This is a genomic window from Pseudoalteromonas maricaloris (assembly GCF_024746855.1).
Lineage (GTDB): Bacteria > Pseudomonadota > Gammaproteobacteria > Enterobacterales > Alteromonadaceae > Pseudoalteromonas > Pseudoalteromonas maricaloris.
Map to the genome: position 1 here is coordinate 102309 of NZ_CP024626.1, position 20768 is coordinate 123076.

Here is a 20768-nt window from a genome sequence, read left to right on the forward strand (position 1 = left end):
GGAAACGTGACATCATGTAAAAACAGGGGGAAGTGATTTCAATCGATTATTTATTTTCGATGAGATTGCATTTGCCAATTTCAATCTTTCTTGGCTTGAGTGCTTCTGGAATCTCGCGCTCAAGGTCAATGACTAACAGGCCGTTTTCAAGTCCTGCGCCAATCACTTTGACGTGATCGCCAAGTTGGAATTTACGCTCAAAGTTACGCTCTGCGATGCCTTGATGGATAAATTTGCGTTCAGCTTTGTCTTCTTTGTTTTGCTTTTCGCCTTTGACTGTCAGAGTATTGTTTTCTGACTCAAGGCTAAGCTCTTGCTCGGTAAATCCGGCAACAGCCATGGTAATTTGGTACTTGTCTTCACCGGTGGCTTCAATGTTATATGGTGGAAAGCTTGGTTGCTTTTCGTTGCGTGATGCTGCATCCATTAACTGTGCTAAATGGTCAAAACCGATGAATGAACGATAAAGTGGAGATAGGTCTACTGTACGCATAATTTGTATCCTCATAAAGCGATAATTAAGCTATTTATTGCTTCAATTAAAGCCAATAAATAGCATATAAAACATTTACTTAGTTTGGGTTGGGACCCTGTCGGCGTCCTCACAATACTATTTATGGACGAGGCAAATACTTTTCAAGAAACTTTTTTAAAAAAGTTTTTATTTACCTGAATTTTATAAGATTCTTTTTCAAGAAAATTGTCTTTGCAGGTGAAGAAGCACCATTTGATGCCTCTTTTTTAGTGCGTTATTTAGGACTTAAGTTTTGCTGTTGCAACATAGAGACTTGATCAAACCCTATTCCCCAGTCGTCAGTTTCAACTTCCTCTATGACAACAAAAGTAACTTGTGGCGCTTTATCAAGGACATCCACCATAAGCTGAGTTGCACCTTTTATTAAGGCTTGCTTCTGGGCAGGTGTAACGCCTTCCTTTGTGATTCTAATATTGATGATAGGCATTGATTATCTCCTACAGATCATCATACATTTTGTTGACGATACGCCATTGTCCATCTTCTTTAAGTAAACCGATAAAGTCGATATAGTGATGTTCAAACAGTGGACAATACAGCTTGACCATTGCTTGATGGTTTACAACATCCACCGACAAAATACGGTAATTAAAAGCAGCGCTTTGGCTTTCGGGCGTTTGTCGAGATGAGACCAAATCTAGCCACTGTGATTTGGTGCGCCTCATTCCTGGAGCTTTGAGCACCGCCTCAGCGTGGAAAATCGCGTCCAACTTTTTAATATCTCCTTGGTGTAGCCCTTCAAAATATTGTTGAATAACCGCAGTTACTTTGTCTAAATCCTGTAGTTTGAAAGTAGGCTTAGTCATATTAAGCTCATGCGTCTGTACTGTGTGCTTGTTCAGCTGCTATCGAGGCGATAAAGCTGGGCCTTGCCTCAATTGCAGCTAACATTTTGCTGACTTTTTCTGGAATGATAATGTCGACTGGAAAATAGGCACCCCAACGCGCATATACAGCCAGCATGATATCCGCAGTGGAAACCTGATCGCCGCCTAAAAATGCTTGCTGCGCTAACTTTTTCTCGACTAACACCCATAATTCGTTGATGGCAACCGCTGCCGCTTCTAAAAATGGCTGGCGTGCATGCTCGTCAGCAATCGCACCTGTGGCAAAAAACAGACGATTGTAAGCCGGGTGCATCGTAGCATTGGCAAATAGAATGTTTTCTATCGCTTGTTGCTTTTGCAAAACATCAGCTTGAGGAAGAAGGTTATTTTCGTGTTTATTGAGTAGGTAAAGTAAGATTGCAGCTCCTTCTACTAAGCTGTTTTCGCCATCATTAAGAACCGGGATTTTACCTGTTGGGTTAATAGCTAAAAAGTTATCAACACCGCGTTTGTCAACCAGTTCGAAGGGTTGTTTTAGCTCTCTTAATATGACTTGCGTTGCTAGCGCGCAAGCACCTGGTAAGTAATATAACGTATACATAATGGTTTTCCTTATTTGCTTCTTGGCTAAAAGACAAGCTCAGTGTATAAACTAGATGTTGTTTGATATATAGCTACAATGAGAACCAAGAGTTCACATGGTGGAAACAATAATCAAGGAAAGTATGAACAAGCTACGAGCGATAGAAATGTTTGTAAAACTGGCTGAGGTACGCAGTTTTACTCGTGTTGCAGAGCAATATAATACGTCCAAATCCATGATCAGTAAGGAGATCAGCCGACTAGAAGCTGAGCTTGGTGCGCGCCTTATACATCGCACCACGCGCAATTTGCAGCTCACGCATGTGGGAGAAGGCTATTTACAACGTGCTAAGGATATTCTTAATAAGTTAGAGGATGCAGATACCTTCATACAAGAGTCGCAGCAAGCACCAAAAGGCAAGCTAAAGGTGAATGTGCCAATGGTGCTTGGGATCACTGACTTGGCAGCAATGTTCGCCGATTTTATGCAAGCGTTTCCCGATGTCGACCTTGAAATACATTTAGGAGATGAGGATATCGATTTAGTAGAACAGGGATTCGATTTAGGTTTTCGGGCTTCCAGTCGCCCATTCGACTCAAGTTATATAGGTAAAGAAATTACTCAATTTAGCTATCATGTATGCGCCTCACCACAATATTTAGCGAGTCACCCTGCTATCGAATCAGCACAAGATTTAATTCATCATAATTGTTTTGAATATAGCTATTCAAAACGCAAGAACTTATGGCCATTAGACGAAGGTGTGCGAATAAAAGGTTCCCTTAAAGTGAACAATGTCCTTTTTATGTTGCAGGCAATTAAAAGTCACATGGGAATAGGGGTTTTACCTGAATTTGCCTGTAGAGAAGCACTTGAAAAGGGCGAGGTAGTTAGTATTTTGCAGCATGCTGATAAACCTACACTCGCTTTATATGCACTATATCCAGCACGCCAATTTGTGCCAGCCGCGGTACTTCAATGTATCGAGTTTTTACAGGCTTGGTTTAAGCGTGAAGGGCACTGATTGTTAGGCAAATAAGGTGGTTTACATTACTTCATTACTTTGCCAGATTAACTTCTGGTTTAGATGATGGAATAGTCATGAAATGTGATAAACAAAATGCCAATCGAAAAATAGGTCTGGGGCTCGCTATCGGCGCGGGAATAGGCACAGCCGTAGGCGTTGCATCAGGGCAAATCATGTACACCTTGCCTATCGGCATTGCGATGGGAATATTGATTGGCCGTAAGTATTTTTAATCTATTTTGGCTCTCGGTGCGTATGTGTGATTCTGATTAGAACACAACAAGATTAAGCAAGTGCAATTTAGTGACTCAGAAATTTCTAGGATTATAGAAATGGCGTGGGAAGATAGGACGCCATTTGAAGCTATCGAGCGACAGTTTGAGCTTAGTGAACCTGACGTGATCAAATTGATGCGTTGTAGCCTAAAACCCAGCAGTTTTAGGCTATGGCGGCAACGAGTAAATGGCCGTAACACAAAGCATATTAAACTTAGAAGCAAGGCGGTCAATCGCGGATACTGCAAAACGCAATACAAGCAAAGGTAATTAAAATGCAGAGGCCGTTAAGCCTCCGCCTGTACTCTAATGAAGGTTATCTATCGTAAAGTGGTAGCGCAACGCCTTCAACGTTAGTGAATTCTAATACTGCGATAGGAGTAAACTGCGTTTTGCGTAAAAATCGCGTGGTGACACTTTTTGGTGAGTGAATTGTAAACTTACCAACGAAAGGCAAGATCCAGCCGCTAGCAGAGGCCAATACGCCACTTAGTTGAGGGATCTTAGACTCATCGGGAAGGTTAAAGCTGGGCACAACGTTGTCACCGACCGAGTACAGTGGCGTGTTTGTGCCAATTTTGCGCTGATATTCAGCACTGAGCAAAGGCTTACCATTTTTCTTGGCCAGCTCGAGACGATGTGTATTTTCACTTAGGGTGATGTCAACTTGGGCCAATTGTTTGGGGTAACCCCATATTTCACCGGCCTCAACCGCTTTTGCATTGTCCAACATCAAATGAAAGTTGAATGAGGCGTAATCGTGAGGGAGCCCCATCGACTGCTTTTCAGCATTAGCAGTATTGATAGTTGTAAATGCAGCCATTGCATAGTTTACTTGTGCTTCAAGGGAGTTCAGGTCGCTTGGACAAGGTAAGTCGAGATCTGGCGCATTTCTGCGTTGAATAAAAAACGTTGCGACCGTTTCGTTGTATGCTCCTGCTGGACTTTCTGTGATTTTTTGAGTGTAAAAAGCCGCAATACCTTTTCCGGAGCTTTTGCCATCACATTTTGGCGTAACAACTTTCCAACCGTCATTCCATAAAAATCGTTTTGCTCGTTTTGCATTAATTAAACCCAGGACTGCACTGGTTGCTTCTCCCTTGACATGAAAAGGCACAGAGATTTCAGTGCCGTCATCCAAGTATTTTATTTCAGTGGTTGGGTATGTATTCTCGAGGTCAAAGGCGAGAGTATGGGCGCTAAAGATGAGTCCTAGCACGACTGCATGTTTTATCATTTTGCTTTCCTTAAGTAGTGAGATCAACAAAGTAGATTGTCAAATTCAAGACAAGTTGAGTAACTGTTTCCTTTTTAGGGATGTTATGTTAACAGCGGATTGTGAAAAATCAAAGTGCTTTAGTTGATAGAGTGTATTGGTGGTTAGTTCTCAAAGCGACATTAAGTATGTCGCTGATTTAAAGTGATTAAGTTTAGGGAAAAGGCGATCACTTTGGTTAATTTACGTCGCTTGCAAGTAAGCCGAATAGTGCAGAGTCTGAAACTTCGCCAGCAATTTCCCAGCGGGCACGTAAGTGACCTTCTTTAGTAAATCCAAGTTTTGTTAGCACTTTGGCTGAGCCGATATTAGCAGGATCAATCTCTGCTTCAATACGCCTCAACTGTAGTGTTGAAAAAGCATAGTCAATGAGTGCAGAGCCCGCTTCTTGAATAACACCTTGCCCCCAGTGAGATTTGGCAATACCAAAGCCAATTTCGGCGCGACGTGACTCTTTATCCCAGCTAAACAGTAAACATTTGCCAATTATTGTTTCATCACTTTTCGAAACAATGGCCAGTGTGATCGCTTGATGCGTAGTCAAGTCTTCATGTGATTGCTTGATAAATTGCGTTGCATCGTCAAGGCAGTCCCAAGGTGGCGTGTTCCAATAGCGCATGACGTCTGCGTCCGAGAATATGGCAAACAGCGCTTCGGCATCTTGTGAGGTTAAGGGTCTCAGTGTGAATCGCTCGGTGTCGAGTTGGATTGTAGTTAATTGCAATATCTTTTTTCCTTGATAAAAAAGGGCGCAAATTAGCGCCCTCAAACAATAAGCTAGCTTACTTATTTATTCGCGTCTTTAACGGCTTTTAGCTTCGCCGCGTGGTCAATTTCATAATCTGGCATGTCTTTTTTGCCTTCGATTAGGTAGTTGTCCATCCAGCGCATCAAGCGCAAGCTGTAGTCATATTGAGCCGCTGCTTTGCGGTTACCATGACCTTCGCCTGGATAGTAAACTAGACGTACATCTTTACCTTGCACTTTCATATAGCGATATAGCTCCATAGATTGTGCTGGGTGTACACGCGGGTCATCTTTACCATGCATAATTAGTAATGGCGTCTTCGATTGACCAGCCCAGTAAATCGGACTGCGCTCTAGGTACCACTGCCATTTATCCCAAGGGTAAGAGCGAGCGTGCACTAGGTACATTTCGTTTGAGATATCGGTAGTACCAAACTTAGATAGTTGGTTAGTTACCCCAACAAACATCACGCTTGCCGCAAAGTGTTCAGTTAGTTTTGTAGCACCCCAAGCAGAGGCATAACCGCCGTAAGAGCCACCAGTAATACCAACACGCTTGGTGTCTACTAAACCGGTATTGACTAGGTATTCTTTCATATCTACTAAGTCGTCAAACTCTTTACCTGCGTAGTCGCCTTGGCCAAGTTTTGAGTAATCAACGCCTTTACCCGTCGAACCACGGTAGTTTGGATAGAATACTGCATAGCCACGTGCTGCGCCCATTTGACCTGGATCTGAATAGCTCGTGAGCCAGCCATTCTTATCGTGGCTTTCAGGACCACCGTGCACCGACATGATCAGTGGATAACGTGTACCTTCTTGATAATCAAGTGGATAAATTAATACGCCACCAATTTCAACACCATCGCGGGCTTTGAAGTTAATAGCCTCTTGTTTTGCAAAACGCTTGTTGTCTAACCACGGGTTTGAGTTTGATAGACGAGTTGCCTTGCTTGAGCGGATCACAAACACTTCATTTGGGTGTTTAGCTGTATTCGCACGTAGGGCAATGGTTTTGTCTGAATCAGAGATTGATAGATTCGATGCGATAAACTTACCTTCTTTGATAAGTTTCTTGTATTTGTTTGAGCCAACTTTAATTTGGCCAACAAAACTTTCAGCGCCGACGTTCGCGACAAAAGTTAGCTGGTTCTTACGGTTTGACCACTCAAAATCACCGATGTGACCCATAAAGTTCGGGATCCACTCTTCTACTTTGCCGCTTTGTGCATCGGCAAGGTATAAGCGACCAGTTGCCGGGTCGTGCTTGTCTTCAGCGCCTAAAATCGCGATGTATTTACCATCGTGAGAAAACTCTGCGGTACCAAGCTTACCTTCTGTTTTGAACGAAGTGGTAATTTGTTGTGTTTTTGCATCAAGTACATGCCATTGTGACTTCATATACTTGTCATCAATAAGCGCTGTAGGCTGGGTTTTTACCAGTAATTTAGAGGCATCATCAGCCCAGTTGATTTCACTAACATAGCCTTCGATGTTCAGTGCCGCTGGAGTCAGTGGTTTTTCTGATGCTGCAAGATCAATGATATGAAGCTGTTTGTTCTTTAAACCCAGTTCATACACTTCAGCCATAAAACCAAGCTTTTTCAGCTCTTTTTCTGACTTATCGGCAGCTGGCATTGCAAGGATAGCAACCTGTTTGCCATCAGGACTTAGGCTATAAGCCGAGATCCCAGTTCCTTTTAGTGAAAGCACTTTCTGTGCTTCCCCACCGTTTACTGCGATGCGATAAAGGGTGCGTTGCTTGTCTTCTTTTTTCTTGGTTAGGAAATAAATGAACTGACCGTCGGCCGACCAAGAGATGCTTGAGATGCTCACTTTACCGGTGATAAATGGGCGCTCTACACCTTCGTCGTCAATCACATAAAGTTCACTGTAATTAGAACCATTTTGGTCAACGTAAAGCTCGCGTGGTACAGAGCGAGTAAAAGCAACGAGTTCGCCGTCAGGACTCACCGACGTTGAGCTTACCGATTGGATCTTTGGGATGTCTTCAATAGTGATGGTATCACTTGCGAGGCTTGCAGCACTGGTGAAGCCCATTGCTAAAGCCAAAGCAGACTTAAGTAGTTTCATTATTTATCCTAAATTTTCATTCACTTGTTGTAACTTCAAGATGAAGTTTTTAGGCATTCTACTTGTCACCAGAATAAAAACCAATGTTTGCGATTAATTGTCGGTTAAGCCTGATAAAGCGAAGCCGCTATCTTTTATAGGCCGAAATTCAGCACGCCTGAATAATCAGCCTGAAACGGCATAAGGTGATTAAGTGCATACGAAATGTTGCCTTTGTCATCCATGATGTAGATAGACGCACCACAGTGTTTGCAAAAACCATGCTCTTGAATAGTTTGAGCTTTCGAATGCGGCACCACAAATCGTTCGAGAGATTTACAGGGATTTTCGATAAGACCATGAGCCTGAATAAACTGCACACCAGTGCATATTTCGTTGGCTGTTGTCGTGGTGAAAATACGATAGTGGATCTGGCCGCAGTGGCACGACGTGGTGATCATGTTGATGTCCTTTATTTTCTTTTGAGTTAAGTTTACTTTTTATTTTTAGTTAATATATATTCATTTGGTGTAAAGACTTTTTCCTAAGAGGAAATAATGAGAAAGGAATACGATAAACTTCACTTACTTAAAATATTATGTTGTGTCGCTGAGCAGCACTCCTTCAGCCGAGCTGCAGAGCAGCTCGGTACCACGACATCAGCGGTGAGTAAATCGATAGCTCAGCTAGAGTCATCTTATGGACAAGTACTTTTAAATCGAACAACCCGTAAACTCGCATTGTCTGATGCCGGTAAGTTGGTGTACGAAAAAGGGAAAAAGATCCTTCGTGCGCTACGCGATTTGGAAGAAGAAGTCGAACAGGTTGGAGTGCATCAATCAGGTCACCTAAAAATAACCTTTCCAAATACGATAGGGCGTATGCTACTGAGCCAAATTTGTATCGACTTTCAAAAGCGCTATCCACAAATAAAGTTAGAGCTGATGTTTACCGCAGCAAATCAGGATCTAATCGAAGATGAGATTGATATCGCTTTTAGGCTTTCAGCTGCACTCAAAGATAGTCAATTTTATGTCTTGAAATTAATCAATATAAGCTCGACTTTTGTTGCCGCTCCCAGTTATTTGGTGGCGCATGGGAAACCCAAGCAGTTGGATGAGCTGGGTCGGCATAACATGTTGTTATCTAAACTTAATCATGTTGAAGATAGTTGGCATGACGGAACTCGAAGTTATGCTCTGCAAGGTAATTTGATAGCGAATAGTCGCTTTCACATTCGAGAGGCGGTGTTGGCAGGATTGGGGATTGCCATGTTACCGTCTTATTTCTGCCAACGGGATATTGATTCGGGCGCTTTGGTTGAGCTGTTTCCCGAGCAAAATAGGCCCCAAGTTACTTTGCATGCCATATATAAAGTAAAACGAGAGCATTCTGCAAAGCTGGATTTATTCTTAGGGTTTGTACAGTCGCAATTATCATGCAAATCAGAATTGGTATCTTAGCCCTGCGTAGTAGCGCCGACCATTCACATATACCCCTGTTGGTGCGTACTCATTGCGATCATAGGTATAGATTTGTTCGTCGGTTAAATTAATAAACTCAAATTGTGCATCGAGGTTATCACTTAATTTCACCGTGAGGCTGCCGTCTAATTGGCCGTAATTATCCATCATGGTCTCGCCTACACCGGTGGCAAACTGGGTTCGATAATTATAGCTAAGCCGTGCGCTAAATTGGTGGTTCTCGTAGTAAGCGGTAAGGTTAGCACTGTGTTTTGAGGTGCCTGGCACTTTGTCCTGTAAGCCAACGTCAGCGTTGTCACGTTCGCCATCAACGTAGGTGTAATTGGCGATTAACCCAAATCCGTACGCAAGTGTTTGCTGGTAGCTTAGTTCAACGCCACGGATACTGCCGCCAGCGCCATTACTAGGCCTATCGATAGACATCAAAATGCCTTCGTGACGTTCAAGTTTCCGCTCAAACTCGATAAAAGACTCCACATCCTTGTTAAATAAGGCGATTGAGGCGAGTCCTGCATCGTCAAAGTACCATTCAAGGCTGGCATCAAACTGCGCCGCTCTATATGGATCTAAGCTGGCGTTACCACCTTGTCCTTGAGCTTGGGTCACGTTGTAATTGGTTGAGGGCATAAGGTGATGAAATTGTGCTCGTGACATGACGCGTGCAACGGAAAAACGGCCAACCAGACTTTCGCTTAAATCAAACTTGATATTGGCGCTGGGTAGAATATCGATGTAATCCCGAGATTCTTCATGCCAAACATAGCTGTCGGGCGCTTCGATGGGGGAGGCGACACGTTTAAATGCGGCAGAGTCTTGAAAGGTTTTGACCACCCGTACCCCAATGTTGGCTGCATAGGATTCACCAGCGAGTTGCATTTGACCGTAAGCGGCGGCGGTTTTTTCTGTAATATGAAAACGACTGGCTTTTTCTATCTCTTGTTCAAAATTGAGCGTATCGAAGTCTTTGGCGAGCAGTGTAATATCGGCATAACTGTAGTTTTTTAAGGTGTTTGCACTACCTACGCCGCGCAAATAATCATCCACAAAAGTGCCCGGATAGGCGGCCAGTGTAGTGCCAAGCTCGCCGGCTAAACCATCAAGCCCTCCATCTTTGGAGCGATAGCGCAAAAAGTCCCGTTGATGGTCCTTAAGTTTAATGCCAAATTTAATCGCGTCGACCTGTTTAAAGTCGATATCGTACGCAAAATCGGCTTGCGCGAAGTATGATTTATCTTTGCCATCTTGGCTGTCATTTCGAGCTTCGGTGATAAACCAACTCGCCGCATCTAACGGAGAAGTTCCATAACTTGCGACGATGTTTTTTCGCATTGACGTATCGACATGAAAACGGGTGTTAGCAGAAAACTGTGACGTGACGTCTTCTTTGGTGCCACCAGAGCCGTGGCTTAGACCCACTTGAAACTGGCTTGACCAATAAATGCCATCATAGACCAAGTCTAGATGGGCACTTTTGGTGCTGATCTGCGAGTCTCGCCAAATGGCTTCCATGCTGGTATTGAACGGCGCTGCTGTGGGTAAATAGTGGGCGCTCACCAAAGTACCATCTTGTACTTGTAAATCGGTTACTCCGCCGCCTAGGTCAATAGACTTTGCACTTTGCCAGAGAAAGTTTTGATTGTTGTTGTCTGCGTTTAGATGAGAATAAAGTAAGTGACTATTTAACCTAAGTCGTGGGGAGAGCTGAAACGCGGCATTGACTGTATAAGCCTGCAACTCTCTTTGCTGCTGAAAAATCGCGGAACCCCCACCTCCTGGAAACCATAACGTCTGGCTTTTGTCTTGTGGGGTCTGCTGGGTGGCATACCAAGTATCATCATCACCTTGGTATAATGTTCTATCGTGCCACCCCCACGATTCTAGGCCGTCGCGTCTGAGGCTGCGATCTCGTCGTGTTGCGGTAAAAAGTACAGCATAGTCGCCACTTTCGCTATGGTAGTTATAAATTGCAGATAATTGTGGGTCGAGTTTATCGCTCAAGTCACTGTATTGGAACTGGGCCGTTACAACGCCATAGCCTGAAGGCGTAAGCAGAGGGTCGCGGGTTTTTATATTGATTGCACCACCTAACGAACCTTCATCCTGCATAGCTTGTGGTGTTTTGAACACCTCAAGGCTAGAGACGATTTCACTGGGTAATAAGGTAAAATTAAAGCCTCGGCTTGGCTGACTTGAGATCCACCAATCAGCGGAGGCGAGATATTGACCATTCAAATAGGTTCTATTTTGCTCGGGGGTTGTGCCTCGCACGCCGATCCGCTCACCCTCACCTTGTGCTCGAGAGAGTGAGATACCGGTGATCCGTTGTAGCGCCTCTGCGACGTTTTTATCTGGAAACTTACCTATGTCTTCAGCACTGATCGTATCTGAAACTTGTTGATTGTGACGTTTATTACTGAGAGACTTGACAACGCTGTCATGGAAGGCACGGATTTCGATGCGTTCTATGGTATTTTCAGCTGTCTGATTTTGCTCAACGGCATAACTTGCAGCTGTGATAAAGAATGCGCTACAAGAAACTGTTCGGATGAGAAATTCTGACATTGTGCTCAACTTATAATACGAGTAAGTTACCTTTAGTTGATACCCATAATACGCTTTTATTACGAGCCTAACCATAGTTTTACAAATTTTTAGTAGTTGATGGTTGAAAACTTAGATAAACGTTTTTTAATCAATGAGATACTTGTCGACCTGAGTAATTTATCTGTGTGTGTTGACGGTTCTTGGAGAAGCATCGAAGCGAAGCATGCGGCATTATTGCGTCTATTGATTGCTAACAAGGGACAGGTTGTTACCAGAGATGCCATCTTAGATATCGTATGGCCCGGTACTATCGTCAGTGATAACTCTGTTAGCCAGCTAGTGTTACAGCTACGTAAGCTGCTTGGTGACAGTTCAAACGAGCCAAAAATAATTAAAACGGTACCACGGCTAGGTTATCAATGTATTGCACAAATTGAAAAAGCCCCGACGCTACTTGAGCAAGTAGAGGAGCTGTCTCGTGGGCGTGGCGCGCAATTTGCGCTGCTCGGGTTTTTTATGGGTCTTGTGGTGACTTTGTTTGGCGTTTTTATTGCCAAGCAGTGGCAAAATGACTTGCAACAGCAGCCCGTCACAGCAACTCGGATCACATCCTCGCCGGGTGCTGAAGTCTTTGTGCGCTTTTCTCCAAATGGTAACTATTTAGCCTACAGTTATTTAGCTGAGGGAGCCGATCAATTTGATTTGGCGGTCTATGATCTTGAGACCAAAACAACCCATACGATAAAAAGCAGCGGTTATAGTGAAGAGTCGGCAAGTTGGTCTTTAGATGGTAACTGGCTGATTTATTCGCGCTCAGATCCGGTTTCCTGTGAAGTACGGGCGTTACACGTGAAAGGTCCAATAGAAATGTGGCGACTAGCGCGCGATAGCGTGCTTGGCAGTTGTAATAGCGCACAAGACTCAGCGCCTTGGCTTGAATATCGAGCGGGTCATTTTATCACTAAGTCTTGGGATAAAGGTGGGACCTATTTGCAATCTGTAGCGGTCACTTTTGCGGATAATCATCCTAAAGTGCTCAACACTACGGCGTTGCCTATTCGCGATGTAACACATTATCAAGTTAACCAACAAGCGCTGTTGTATCAGGTAAAAGAGCAGGGCGTTTATCGGCTTAATCTGGGGCAACTTGGGGATCCTGAAAGGCAAACTACCACACTCTCCAAGCAGTCTTTTTCGGCATTGAGTCATGGTTATGAGGACGATACGGTTATTATCGCCAAACAAAACTTGAGTGTACTTAAAGGTCGTGAGCAGCAGTTGTTATACTCCGGGTTTGGAGCGATATCTGAGATTGATGTTAATACGCGTTTGCGTGCCTCGGCGCACACTGAGGGCGTGGCTGAAATTAACTTTTATCAGCTCGCTGTAGATGCACAAAGCGAAGCACAGCAAAAGCAGTTGACGTCGCCCGCAAGGATGGACTTACTTGCCGCTTTGTCTGATGATGGCGCACATTTTGTATATGCCTCTGTGACAGCCAAAAATAATGATGCGCCACAATTTGAGCTGTGGCATAAACATGCTTTTCGACCAACGTCGAGTTTGCTTGGTACTATGCCGCTGGGAGAAGTGCCTATTTTGCTATTGCTGTCGCCTAATAACGAATATCTCGCCGTATTATCAAAGTCGCATAAAGTGTATTTAATAAGCTCTTTTACTAAAGAAGTGAAAAAAGTAGTTGATAACTTTGCAGAAGTTGCTGACTTGCATTGGTCACAGGATGGTAGAAACCTGTATTATCGAGCAAAGCTCTCGACGGAAGCCAAATGGCAGGCATGGCAATTTACCGTATCTCAAGGGCGCAGTGAGCAACAATCTCTGGTGACTCGTTCGTCTGATTTATCCCTGACCCAGAAGAACTCAAGCTTTGTGGGGTACAAAGAACAAGTTAGGGAATACCTAGTTGCTGCACTGACTGAAACAATTGATGTAGAGCAGTTACGTGGGTCTTTATCTCTTTACCAGCCAGCAGTATACCGAGACGGGGTTTATTTTGTACTGAAAAGAGGTCACCAACTGGTGCTTTATCGCTATTTAAGTAGTGAAAATAAAGTCGAAGAAATTCAACCAATTGGGTTACACCTTTATGCTGGGTTTACCGAGTTACAGGTACTAGCAAGCTTCGATGGCAGTCAGGTCATATTCAACCGGATCAACAATTATGAAAGTGACATAGTATTACTGGAGTACGGTGAGCGATGAAGATATTAATGTCTCGAAGCTCAGGTTGGGTACAGTTAGTTAGCTAGTTTTTGCTGGAATAAGCGTATTGCTTTACTACTCCAATTGCGCTGTGATGCCGACTTCAAAGCCTGTGAGGCAAGCTTTTTGGCCTCTGCCTGATTATCTGTAAGTTTGGCAGACAGTAGCAGTAGTTCAGGGTGTTCGGGATCGATGGTGAGACCATGACGCAACCAAGTCTTGGCCTGAGCTTTGTCGTTGAGACGAGTTAAATAAGTGTTTACTAATAAAAGTGTGGAGCGCAAATGGCCGTTATTCGAGGCCTCGGTAAGTACTTGTAGAGCACGTGGAGCATCCTGCTGTTCTGTGTTTGTAAGCAGTGTTCGTGCTAAGCGATATTTTGCGATATCCATGGTCTGTGCTGCGTGTTCTAGCCAAAGTACACTAAGTCGATGCTCTCCCACATTGATAAGCTGAGTTGCTAAGCGATATTGTGCCAAGTCCAAGCCATTTTTAGCTGCGGCTAAATACAGTTCATTTACCGGCTCTTCAGAGCGCCAGTGATAGCGCAGTAGCTGATACGCATTGTAATCTTTCATACTCAACCAGTTAGCAATATAGTATTGTACTTGCGCCACACCGCGCTCTGCCGCATCGATATTCTGCTTAAGCTGTTTTTCGTAGGCCTTCTTTTGAATGGCTAAGGTTTCGCGATATTGCTCGCCTTTATATGTCGCAAAATGGTAAATCAAGGTGTGTGCTTGTTTTGGACCACTATAGCGCCACTTTTCTACCGCATTTAGCAAGCTAGCGGTGAATATGTGCTTGGGGTAGCTATCTACGACCTCAATATTGGTGGCCTTACCGCTTTGGTCGATATCAAACTCTAACCAAACCCAGCCCTCAATCCCTTGTCGTACAGCCTCATCTGGGTAGTCAGGTAATACATCGTGAGTTTTACTCGGCGTAGAAACGATATTGGGTTGTTTGAGCCGGGCAAGTGTTGAATCAAGTAAATAGGTGTCTGCCAGACGATTTTTTTGAAGTGTTACGAAATCTTTTAGACCACTTTGGTCGTCGGACTGCTGCAAAACGAGTTGCGCAGTTTGAAAGGCTTCAGCTATACCGAATTCTTTAGCCAATGAAAACCAAGCAAAGGCATTTGCGGCACTTTGTTCGGTTCCTTGGCCGTATAAATACATCACCCCAAGATTATACATGGCGTCTGCATTACCTAATTGAGCTAGGCGATTGAATTCAGAAAATGCAAGAGTGAATTCTTCATTCTGATAGGCGAGGGTAGCATCGTAAAGATCGGCTTTTGTCAGCCAACTCATGCTCATAAAAAATGAAAAAATAAGCCCAGAAATGAGATTGTTGCGCATTTTATTGATTACTCATCCTCGGACTGCTCTTTGGGGTTGCTGTGGTCATTTTTAATAGGCTATATAACCACAATATAAGGGAAATTTAAATAATAAAAGCTGATAGCAAACGCTATCAGCTTTTTGGAACTCCGGGCAGGGAGTTTACTAAGTCGAACCTGTGTTAGCTTGGAAGCGACTTAATTCGAGTCATGAAACTATTTTCTTTACGGCTAATAAGACCAGATTTAGCGGTAAAAGTTTCATTCGCTATTCGGTGTTAAAAGTTAAATCTAACCCCTGCGCTAAAACGCCTTCCATCGGCATAGACACCCGTTAGTGCCTGCTCAACTCCCTTTTCCTGATAGCTAAATGTATGTTCATCCGTCAAGTTGATGGCCTCAAGAATAAATGCCACATTCTCATTGTAATTATAGGTAAGGTTGGCATCTACTTGACCATAATCGTCAATGTATCCTGGCCAGTCTCGACCTGTATCATACCCTGTTCTGAAGTTGTATGAGATACGGGCACTAATGAATTCGTTTTCATAATAAGAACTCAAGTTAACGGTATGCTCAGAGTTGCCTGGGATGGTGATGTCGTTACCTTCATCATCTTTGGCTTCACCATCTACATAGGTATAGTTAGCTGCAACGCCAAAACCTTCGTATAGCTCTTGTTGATAACCGACTTCTAGGCCTTGAATGCGGCCTGCTTTCCCATTAACAGGACGGCTGATCAGCACTTCTTTACCTTCGTGAGTTTCAAGTGCTGGTTGGCTCTCGATAAACGACTGAATATCTTTGTAGAAAAATACCGCAGAAAAAAGGCCTGCGTCGCTAAAGTACCACTCGATACCGGTATCAAACTGCGTCGCTCGATAGGGGTCGATGTCAGGGTTACCGCCAGTGCCGGTTTGTGTTTCTAGGTTGTATGAAGTTGATGCGGTCATATCGGCGTAATCTGGGCGAGACATAACTCGTGCCGCAGAAAAACGCATTAATAAATCGTCATCTAAGTCAATTGCCAAGTTAATGCTTGGAAGAATGTCGAAGTAGTCCTTTTCTTCCGTTGTCCATACCTCAGCACCTGACTCACCTGCAAACGCGGATGAGGTTTGTTTGGTATTTACAAGTCTTACACCTAAATTACCGCGTAGACCATCTGCATCCAGATTCGCTTTAATGTAGCCTGCGGTAATTTTTTCATTGATATCGAAAGTACTGGCTTTCAATACTCGGTAATTCCAACCCAGCGCATCACCTTCTTGGCGTATTTTGTTTGAATCAGTAATTGCGTAGCTGCGCGTTGTGCCCGATGAGCCTATGCCTGATAGGTAATCAGATGGCATGGCTTTAGAGTAATCAGCCAAACTCCAGTTTAAGTCTGTGCGATTGTCCGTTGTGTGTTTGGTATTAAAACGACTGTGATCACGATATTTAAAGCCTACCTTGATCTGATTAAAGATAGCGACATCAATTGGGCGTTTAAAATCGGCTTGAAAGTAAGTTTCATCATCTTTCGCATCATTGCTGTCATAGCGTAAAAAGCCTAAATTCCATTTATCACCATCGTTTGGATCGGCAGCATAACTGGTCTTTACGTCTTCCTCTTGTGACGCATCAAAGCTGTGAACATAGTTGCCTTCCCAACCAACGGAGCGATCCGCTTGTGAACCACCCGAACCTTCTGTGTAACCTAAGTGATATGAAGATTCCCAAAGTTGCCCTTGATGTTCAACTTTTAAGTCGTACGATTTGGTTTTGAGCTCAGAGTTACGTACTTTGGTCTCATCCAGAATGTTATTACCATCTGGTGATAAGCCAAGCGTCCCGCCGACGGCCATCTTTCCAACTACGGGGTGGTCGATAACGGTAATGTCAGTATATTGTGAGCCGCCGTAACCGGGTAACCACAGGAAGTTTTGATTTTCATTGTCGGCTTCAAGTGTAGAGTCTAACGCATTGAATACAATGTCCATATTTTCATTTGGACGATATTGTAAGGCGAGGTTTATCCCCGTGCGAACGCGCTGCTGTGAGAACATGGCTGAGCCGCCACCGCCAGGGCTGTAGACATTGTCGACGACGGTACCATCTTCAAGTGTGATATCACGATAGGTCCAAGACCATGCTTCAATACCATCGCGGCGCAAGTTACGTTCTTGGCGCACGACAGAAATTAAGGCGCCAAAAGATTCATCATCGGTCTTAAAGTTGTACATAGCGGAAAGTTGTGGGTCGGTTTCACCTGACACTTCGCTGTGCTGTGCGATAATTGAACCTGCAATTTTATTTGCTTCTAAATCAAGCGGCTTACGTGTTCTAACAATCACGGTTCCACCAATAGAGCCTTCGTCAATATCGGCTTCTGGTGATTTGTAAACTTCAAGCCCAGAAATGATTTCAGAGGGTAACATTGTGTAGTTAAATCCACGGCTCGCCGCTGAGTTAGTCCACCAGTCCGCTGAGCCAACGGCTTGACCATTTAATAAGGTCCGGTTTTGGCTTTCACCTGTGCCTCGAATGCTAACGCGTTCACCTTCACCAAAACTACGCGTGATTGAAACACCGGTAATTCGTTGTAATGATTCGGCAACGTTTTGATCTGGAAATTTGCCAATGTCTTCGGCGGTTACTGCATCAACAATGGCGTCTGAGTATCTTTTTGTATTGAGTGATTGAACAACGCTGCCACGGATCCCTCTGACTTGAATAACTTCAACTTCACCATTTTTAGCTGCTTCTTGATTGTTGTTTTCTTCAGCGAGAGCTAGACCCGGTGCAAAAAGTACCGAGCCGAGCAAAGATTGGCTGATTAATACAGCCAGTTTTTTCTTGTTATTGCGAAACATAAATTCCCCTTGAGTGCTTACTTGTGATTGACCACGAGAAAGATTAAACACCAGTGGGGTTTGTTAAATCTTGAATTGAAATGAATAGTTATGAATTTGGAGGTTTTTAACTTTTGTTTTTCTTATTTTATTGAAATATATGGATATAAAATAATATTTTCTCGGTAGCTTACGGTTTAAGTTAAGTTTACTGGAAGGATTTGACTTTATTTTTTGTTAACATTCATAACTACAAAGAACTGGAAAGTCGCCTTTCCAGTTCTTTTTGCGCGTTATAAGCTCTTTTTAGGTGGCAGTACAACGTTTGAGAAGATAAGGCCAGCGATAAGAGACATAAATATTAAAAAGGTTTGTTGGCCAATATGGTCCGCATGAACAAAGCTTTGGCCTTCAATTAAAGAATTAAGTCCAATATAGGTTTTAGAACCAGGGACCAACACAATCAAACCTTGCATTGCAACAATGGACGCAGGGGCATTTACCACACGGTTAAAGATATTACTAAAGACACCCACTGCAAATGCACCTACAAAAGTACCAAGTGCATAATCAAAGTAAACCGCAGAGCTGATACTGGCTGCGTAGGCGATAAAGCCTGATGCGAGTGACCAACTTGCATGGCGTAACTTTGTTCTAAAGATAATAACTAGGCTGCTACAAAGTAATAGCACTGCAAGCCAAGCCGTCCAACGTGGTAATGGTGATGGTTGTATAAAATCAACTTGTCCAAAAAACGCAAACCCTAAACTGATCCCCAAAAATGCACCGAAGTAGAGCTTAAAGAGCAACATAATAGAGTCCATGACTCTAGCGGTGCCTGACACTAGATGGCGAGCCGATAATTCCGCAAACCCAAGCGCCAGCGCCAAGCCAGGTATAAACACGATAATGGCCGAAAGTACCACCAAACGGATGTTGACCTGCGGGTCAATGTATACAGACACTGCGCAGGCAGCAACCGCTGATACGATGGCGACCAAAGGCTCAAGCATATGTGTTACGCGTTTGGAAATACTTGCCCAAAGCACGAATATGTAGACCACAAGCGATATTAGCGCCGACCACCAAACGTCATTCCAGCTAGTTCCCATCAGCATCGCAAATGCGCCACTTGAGGTTGCAAATGCAAGACCCGTCATTAACTTATTATAAGGGGGCTTAGCGTGCAAAATGGCTTCAAGGCATTGTTCAGCTTCTTGGATTGAAAGCTCACCAGATAACACGCGTGTTGCGACGTCATCCGTATCTGCCAATGAACCTAAATCATGATCGCCGGGATCAACTCGCGCCACATGGGTATATTCTTCTTCATGACCTTCGGTCCAAATTACAAAAGTGACAGATGTCGGAGACATAACAAAGGAAGACTTTAGCCCTAGGTGAGTGGCTATTTCCATTAAATGTGCTTCGAGTCGATAGGCAGGGGTACCGTATTTGTGAAGCATTTTGCCTAACTTCACAATAAAGCGGCGTTTCTCTGTAAAGGTTGCGTTATTCAACGAAAGAGAACCTTAAATATGTAATGCCAATTCTACTGAATGAAGCGAATTGGCGAAAATGTTAAAAAAGTATGGTGTTTGAAATTAAAAAAATCAAACTGAGCTCATCATGGGTACGCGCTGCTAGTAAGATACATATCATCTAGATTTTAGTTATGTTTTTGCACACGAATTTGATATTCGCAACAGACTATTTGCATAGGTAAATTTGGCGGCCAAGATTGCTGCGAATTCTATCCAGATTCTCAGTAATGTCTATAGTTTTGGCCGCAAATATTTGCATTTTTTATAAACAGGTCTCGGCGATACATTTATTGCTAAATGCTAAGAGTTACGATGATTCTCTGATCTGCAATGAAACATCCACCAAGGTTCTAACGGCAGGCTGTGATTTGTTTAAAATTTCGGACAGTGTATGGCATGTCCGCTTACCGATGTCGTCGGCATCAATTCTGACGCTCGTTAATGCGGGTTTCATCAGCTGGGAGTCTTGCAAGTCATCAAAACCGACAACTTTGATGTCTTCACCAGGTACCAGTCCATGTTCGCGCATGGCTTCAATTGCACCGTATGCAATGACGTCACTAAAGCAAACGATAGCTTTTATCTCTTTATGGTCAGCGATGAGGGTATTAAACGCTTCTCGGCCCCCTTGGCGATTGGTTGGAGCAGCGATCGCAGGTTGCGCTTCATTTAATCCGTTGAGTTTTAGCGCGCTTTGGAAACCAGACAGTCGCTCATGGTAATCAGAGATTTCAGGGGTACCACCTAAAAAAGCAATGTTTTTTATGCCTTGCTCAATGAGGTGAGTCGTTGCTAGGTGAGTCCCTTTTTTATTGTCAGGTAGAATACAAGGGGCTTTCGCGAAGGCCACTTCACGCATAATGGTAATAACTGGAAATCCAGAGTCAGCCAATTGATCAAGCCACTCTCGCGGGGTGCTTGGTGCGGGCACCATGACAAAGGCACAAACGTTGTATTCTTTAAGTGTGTTAACCACCTGGCGCTGGCGATTAAAGTCTTCGCCTGTATTGACCAGCATAGGTACCATACCTAATGCATAAATATGCTTTTCTAATCCGACAGCAAGCTGAGCAGAGTACGGGTTAGTTAAGTCGTTGATAACAACCGCAACAAGATTAGACTTTTTACTACGTAGCGCTGCTGCGTCGCGATTATAAACGTAGCCCAGTTTTTCGATGGCTTTTAATACTTTTTCTTTACTTTTATCGCTGACTTTATCGCTATGCGTTAGAACGAGGGATACTGTTGATTTAGAAACTTGTGCCTCTTCGGCAACATCGAAAATGGTAACCTTAGCGAGTTTTTTATCGTTGTTCATGCTAATTCGTATCAATTATGGCTGGTTAAGTGACTAAGTGTACATCAAGTTTTCATCGCATTAAATCGCAAATCTCTGCACATTTCCCGATAATCGTTATATGATCATCCGTTAAACGCCGAAGATAGGTAAA

The 20768-nt window shown here is 43.6% G+C and carries 18 protein-coding genes; 5 read left to right on the forward strand and 13 right to left on the reverse strand.

The features are described 5' to 3' along the window. Positions 1-46 precede the first annotated feature (46 nt). From CTT31_RS18405 to CTT31_RS18420, 4 genes are all read right to left on the reverse strand, one after another. Positions 47-493, reverse strand: a complete 447-nt coding sequence (locus tag CTT31_RS18405) for an Hsp20 family protein (protein ID WP_260492716.1) — start codon at positions 491-493, stop codon at positions 47-49. Between the two features lie 256 nt (positions 494-749). After that, positions 750-962, reverse strand: coding sequence for a tautomerase family protein (locus CTT31_RS18410; RefSeq protein ID WP_260492717.1), 213 nt, complete (start codon positions 960-962; stop codon positions 750-752). Between the two features lie 10 nt (positions 963-972). Beyond that, complete coding sequence (locus CTT31_RS18415; RefSeq protein ID WP_260492718.1) at positions 973-1341, reverse strand: nuclear transport factor 2 family protein; 369 nt, start codon at positions 1339-1341, stop codon at positions 973-975. A gap of 7 nt (positions 1342-1348) precedes the next feature. Continuing rightward, the gene (locus CTT31_RS18420) at positions 1349-1963 is read right to left on the reverse strand and encodes a glutathione S-transferase family protein (RefSeq protein WP_260492719.1); all 615 of its coding nucleotides are present in this window, start codon (positions 1961-1963) and stop codon (positions 1349-1351) included. Between the two features lie 124 nt (positions 1964-2087). Here CTT31_RS18420 and CTT31_RS18425 point away from each other — a divergent pair, with 124 nt between their 5' ends. The 3 genes from CTT31_RS18425 to CTT31_RS18435 all read left to right on the forward strand — a co-directional run bounded on the left by CTT31_RS18425 (position 2088) and on the right by CTT31_RS18435 (position 3517). Continuing rightward, a complete protein-coding gene (locus tag CTT31_RS18425) occupies positions 2088-2969 on the forward strand; it encodes a LysR family transcriptional regulator (protein ID WP_260492720.1) in 882 nt (293 codons plus the stop codon). Between the two features lie 77 nt (positions 2970-3046). Further along, positions 3047-3205, forward strand: a complete 159-nt coding sequence (locus tag CTT31_RS18430; protein ID WP_019647622.1) for a hypothetical protein — start codon at positions 3047-3049, stop codon at positions 3203-3205. 60 nt (positions 3206-3265) lie between these two features. Continuing rightward, positions 3266-3517: a TIGR03643 family protein gene (locus CTT31_RS18435; protein WP_260492721.1), complete on the forward strand. Its 252-nt coding sequence runs from the start codon at positions 3266-3268 to the stop codon at positions 3515-3517. Positions 3518-3563: 46 nt separating this feature from the next. On the opposite strand, the gene CTT31_RS18440 is transcribed toward CTT31_RS18435, so the two are convergent. The 4 genes from CTT31_RS18440 to CTT31_RS18455 form a co-directional block, all read right to left on the reverse strand. Beyond that, positions 3564-4484, reverse strand: a complete 921-nt coding sequence (locus CTT31_RS18440; protein WP_260492722.1) for an acetoacetate decarboxylase family protein — start codon at positions 4482-4484, stop codon at positions 3564-3566. A 217-nt stretch (positions 4485-4701) separates the two neighbouring features. After that, on the reverse strand, positions 4702-5247 hold the full coding sequence (locus CTT31_RS18445) for a GNAT family N-acetyltransferase (protein WP_260492723.1): 546 nt from the start codon (positions 5245-5247) through the stop codon (positions 4702-4704). 62 nt (positions 5248-5309) lie between these two features. Further along, positions 5310-7364, reverse strand: coding sequence for a S9 family peptidase (locus tag CTT31_RS18450; RefSeq protein WP_260492724.1), 2055 nt, complete (start codon positions 7362-7364; stop codon positions 5310-5312). 134 nt (positions 7365-7498) lie between these two features. Then, positions 7499-7804: a hypothetical protein gene (locus CTT31_RS18455; protein ID WP_095728325.1), complete on the reverse strand. Its 306-nt coding sequence runs from the start codon at positions 7802-7804 to the stop codon at positions 7499-7501. Positions 7805-7900: 96 nt separating this feature from the next. On the opposite strand from CTT31_RS18455, the gene CTT31_RS18460 reads away from it, so the two are divergent. Next, positions 7901-8806 (forward strand): LysR family transcriptional regulator, encoded by a 906-nt coding sequence (locus tag CTT31_RS18460; RefSeq protein ID WP_260492725.1) that lies wholly within the window; start codon positions 7901-7903, stop codon positions 8804-8806. Here the strand turns inward: CTT31_RS18460 and CTT31_RS18465 are convergent. Beyond that, positions 8789-11389: a TonB-dependent receptor gene (locus CTT31_RS18465; RefSeq protein WP_260492726.1), complete on the reverse strand. Its 2601-nt coding sequence runs from the start codon at positions 11387-11389 to the stop codon at positions 8789-8791. The two genes, CTT31_RS18460 and CTT31_RS18465, sit on opposite strands and share 18 nt — an antisense overlap. 99 nt (positions 11390-11488) lie before the next feature. On the opposite strand from CTT31_RS18465, the gene CTT31_RS18470 reads away from it, so the two are divergent. Next, positions 11489-13594 (forward strand): winged helix-turn-helix domain-containing protein, encoded by a 2106-nt coding sequence (locus CTT31_RS18470; protein WP_260492727.1) that lies wholly within the window; start codon positions 11489-11491, stop codon positions 13592-13594. Positions 13595-13629: 35 nt separating this feature from the next. On the opposite strand, the gene CTT31_RS18475 is transcribed toward CTT31_RS18470, so the two are convergent. From CTT31_RS18475 to CTT31_RS18490, 4 genes are all read right to left on the reverse strand, one after another. Then, the gene (locus tag CTT31_RS18475; RefSeq protein ID WP_211857448.1) at positions 13630-14958 is read right to left on the reverse strand and encodes an energy transducer TonB; all 1329 of its coding nucleotides are present in this window, start codon (positions 14956-14958) and stop codon (positions 13630-13632) included. Between the two features lie 259 nt (positions 14959-15217). Then, positions 15218-17794, reverse strand: coding sequence for a TonB-dependent receptor (locus tag CTT31_RS18480; RefSeq protein WP_260492728.1), 2577 nt, complete (start codon positions 17792-17794; stop codon positions 15218-15220). Positions 17795-18066: 272 nt separating this feature from the next. Next, positions 18067-19293 carry a threonine/serine exporter family protein gene (locus CTT31_RS18485; RefSeq protein ID WP_017217546.1) on the reverse strand — a complete coding sequence of 409 codons (1227 nt, stop codon included), beginning with the start codon at positions 19291-19293 and terminating at the stop codon, positions 18067-18069. A 331-nt stretch (positions 19294-19624) separates the two neighbouring features. After that, entirely contained in the window at positions 19625-20635 is a 1011-nt protein-coding gene (locus CTT31_RS18490; protein ID WP_045989296.1) for a LacI family DNA-binding transcriptional regulator, read from the reverse strand. Positions 20636-20768 lie beyond the last annotated feature (133 nt).

Excerpts from the sequence above, each read along its gene's own strand:
- CTT31_RS18405 (WP_260492716.1), bottom strand. The coding sequence starts at position 493 with ATGCGTACAGTAGACCTATCTCCACTTTATCGTTCATTCATCGGTTTT.
- CTT31_RS18410 (WP_260492717.1), bottom strand. The coding sequence starts at position 962 with ATGCCTATCATCAATATTAGAATCACAAAGGAAGGCGTTACACCTGCC.
- CTT31_RS18415 (WP_260492718.1), bottom strand. The coding sequence starts at position 1,341 with ATGACTAAGCCTACTTTCAAACTACAGGATTTAGACAAAGTAACTGCG.
- CTT31_RS18420 (WP_260492719.1), bottom strand. The coding sequence starts at position 1,963 with ATGTATACGTTATATTACTTACCAGGTGCTTGCGCGCTAGCAACGCAA.
- CTT31_RS18425 (WP_260492720.1), top strand. The coding sequence starts at position 2,088 with ATGAACAAGCTACGAGCGATAGAAATGTTTGTAAAACTGGCTGAGGTA.
- CTT31_RS18430 (WP_019647622.1), top strand. The coding sequence starts at position 3,047 with ATGAAATGTGATAAACAAAATGCCAATCGAAAAATAGGTCTGGGGCTC.
- CTT31_RS18440 (WP_260492722.1), bottom strand. The coding sequence starts at position 4,484 with ATGATAAAACATGCAGTCGTGCTAGGACTCATCTTTAGCGCCCATACT.
- CTT31_RS18450 (WP_260492724.1), bottom strand. The coding sequence starts at position 7,364 with ATGAAACTACTTAAGTCTGCTTTGGCTTTAGCAATGGGCTTCACCAGT.
- CTT31_RS18455 (WP_095728325.1), bottom strand. The coding sequence starts at position 7,804 with ATGATCACCACGTCGTGCCACTGCGGCCAGATCCACTATCGTATTTTC.
- CTT31_RS18460 (WP_260492725.1), top strand. The coding sequence starts at position 7,901 with ATGAGAAAGGAATACGATAAACTTCACTTACTTAAAATATTATGTTGT.
- CTT31_RS18465 (WP_260492726.1), bottom strand. The coding sequence starts at position 11,389 with ATGTCAGAATTTCTCATCCGAACAGTTTCTTGTAGCGCATTCTTTATC.
- CTT31_RS18470 (WP_260492727.1), top strand. The coding sequence starts at position 11,489 with ATGGTTGAAAACTTAGATAAACGTTTTTTAATCAATGAGATACTTGTC.
- CTT31_RS18475 (WP_211857448.1), bottom strand. The coding sequence starts at position 14,958 with ATGCGCAACAATCTCATTTCTGGGCTTATTTTTTCATTTTTTATGAGC.
- CTT31_RS18480 (WP_260492728.1), bottom strand. The coding sequence starts at position 17,794 with ATGTTTCGCAATAACAAGAAAAAACTGGCTGTATTAATCAGCCAATCT.
- CTT31_RS18490 (WP_045989296.1), bottom strand. The coding sequence starts at position 20,635 with ATGAACAACGATAAAAAACTCGCTAAGGTTACCATTTTCGATGTTGCC.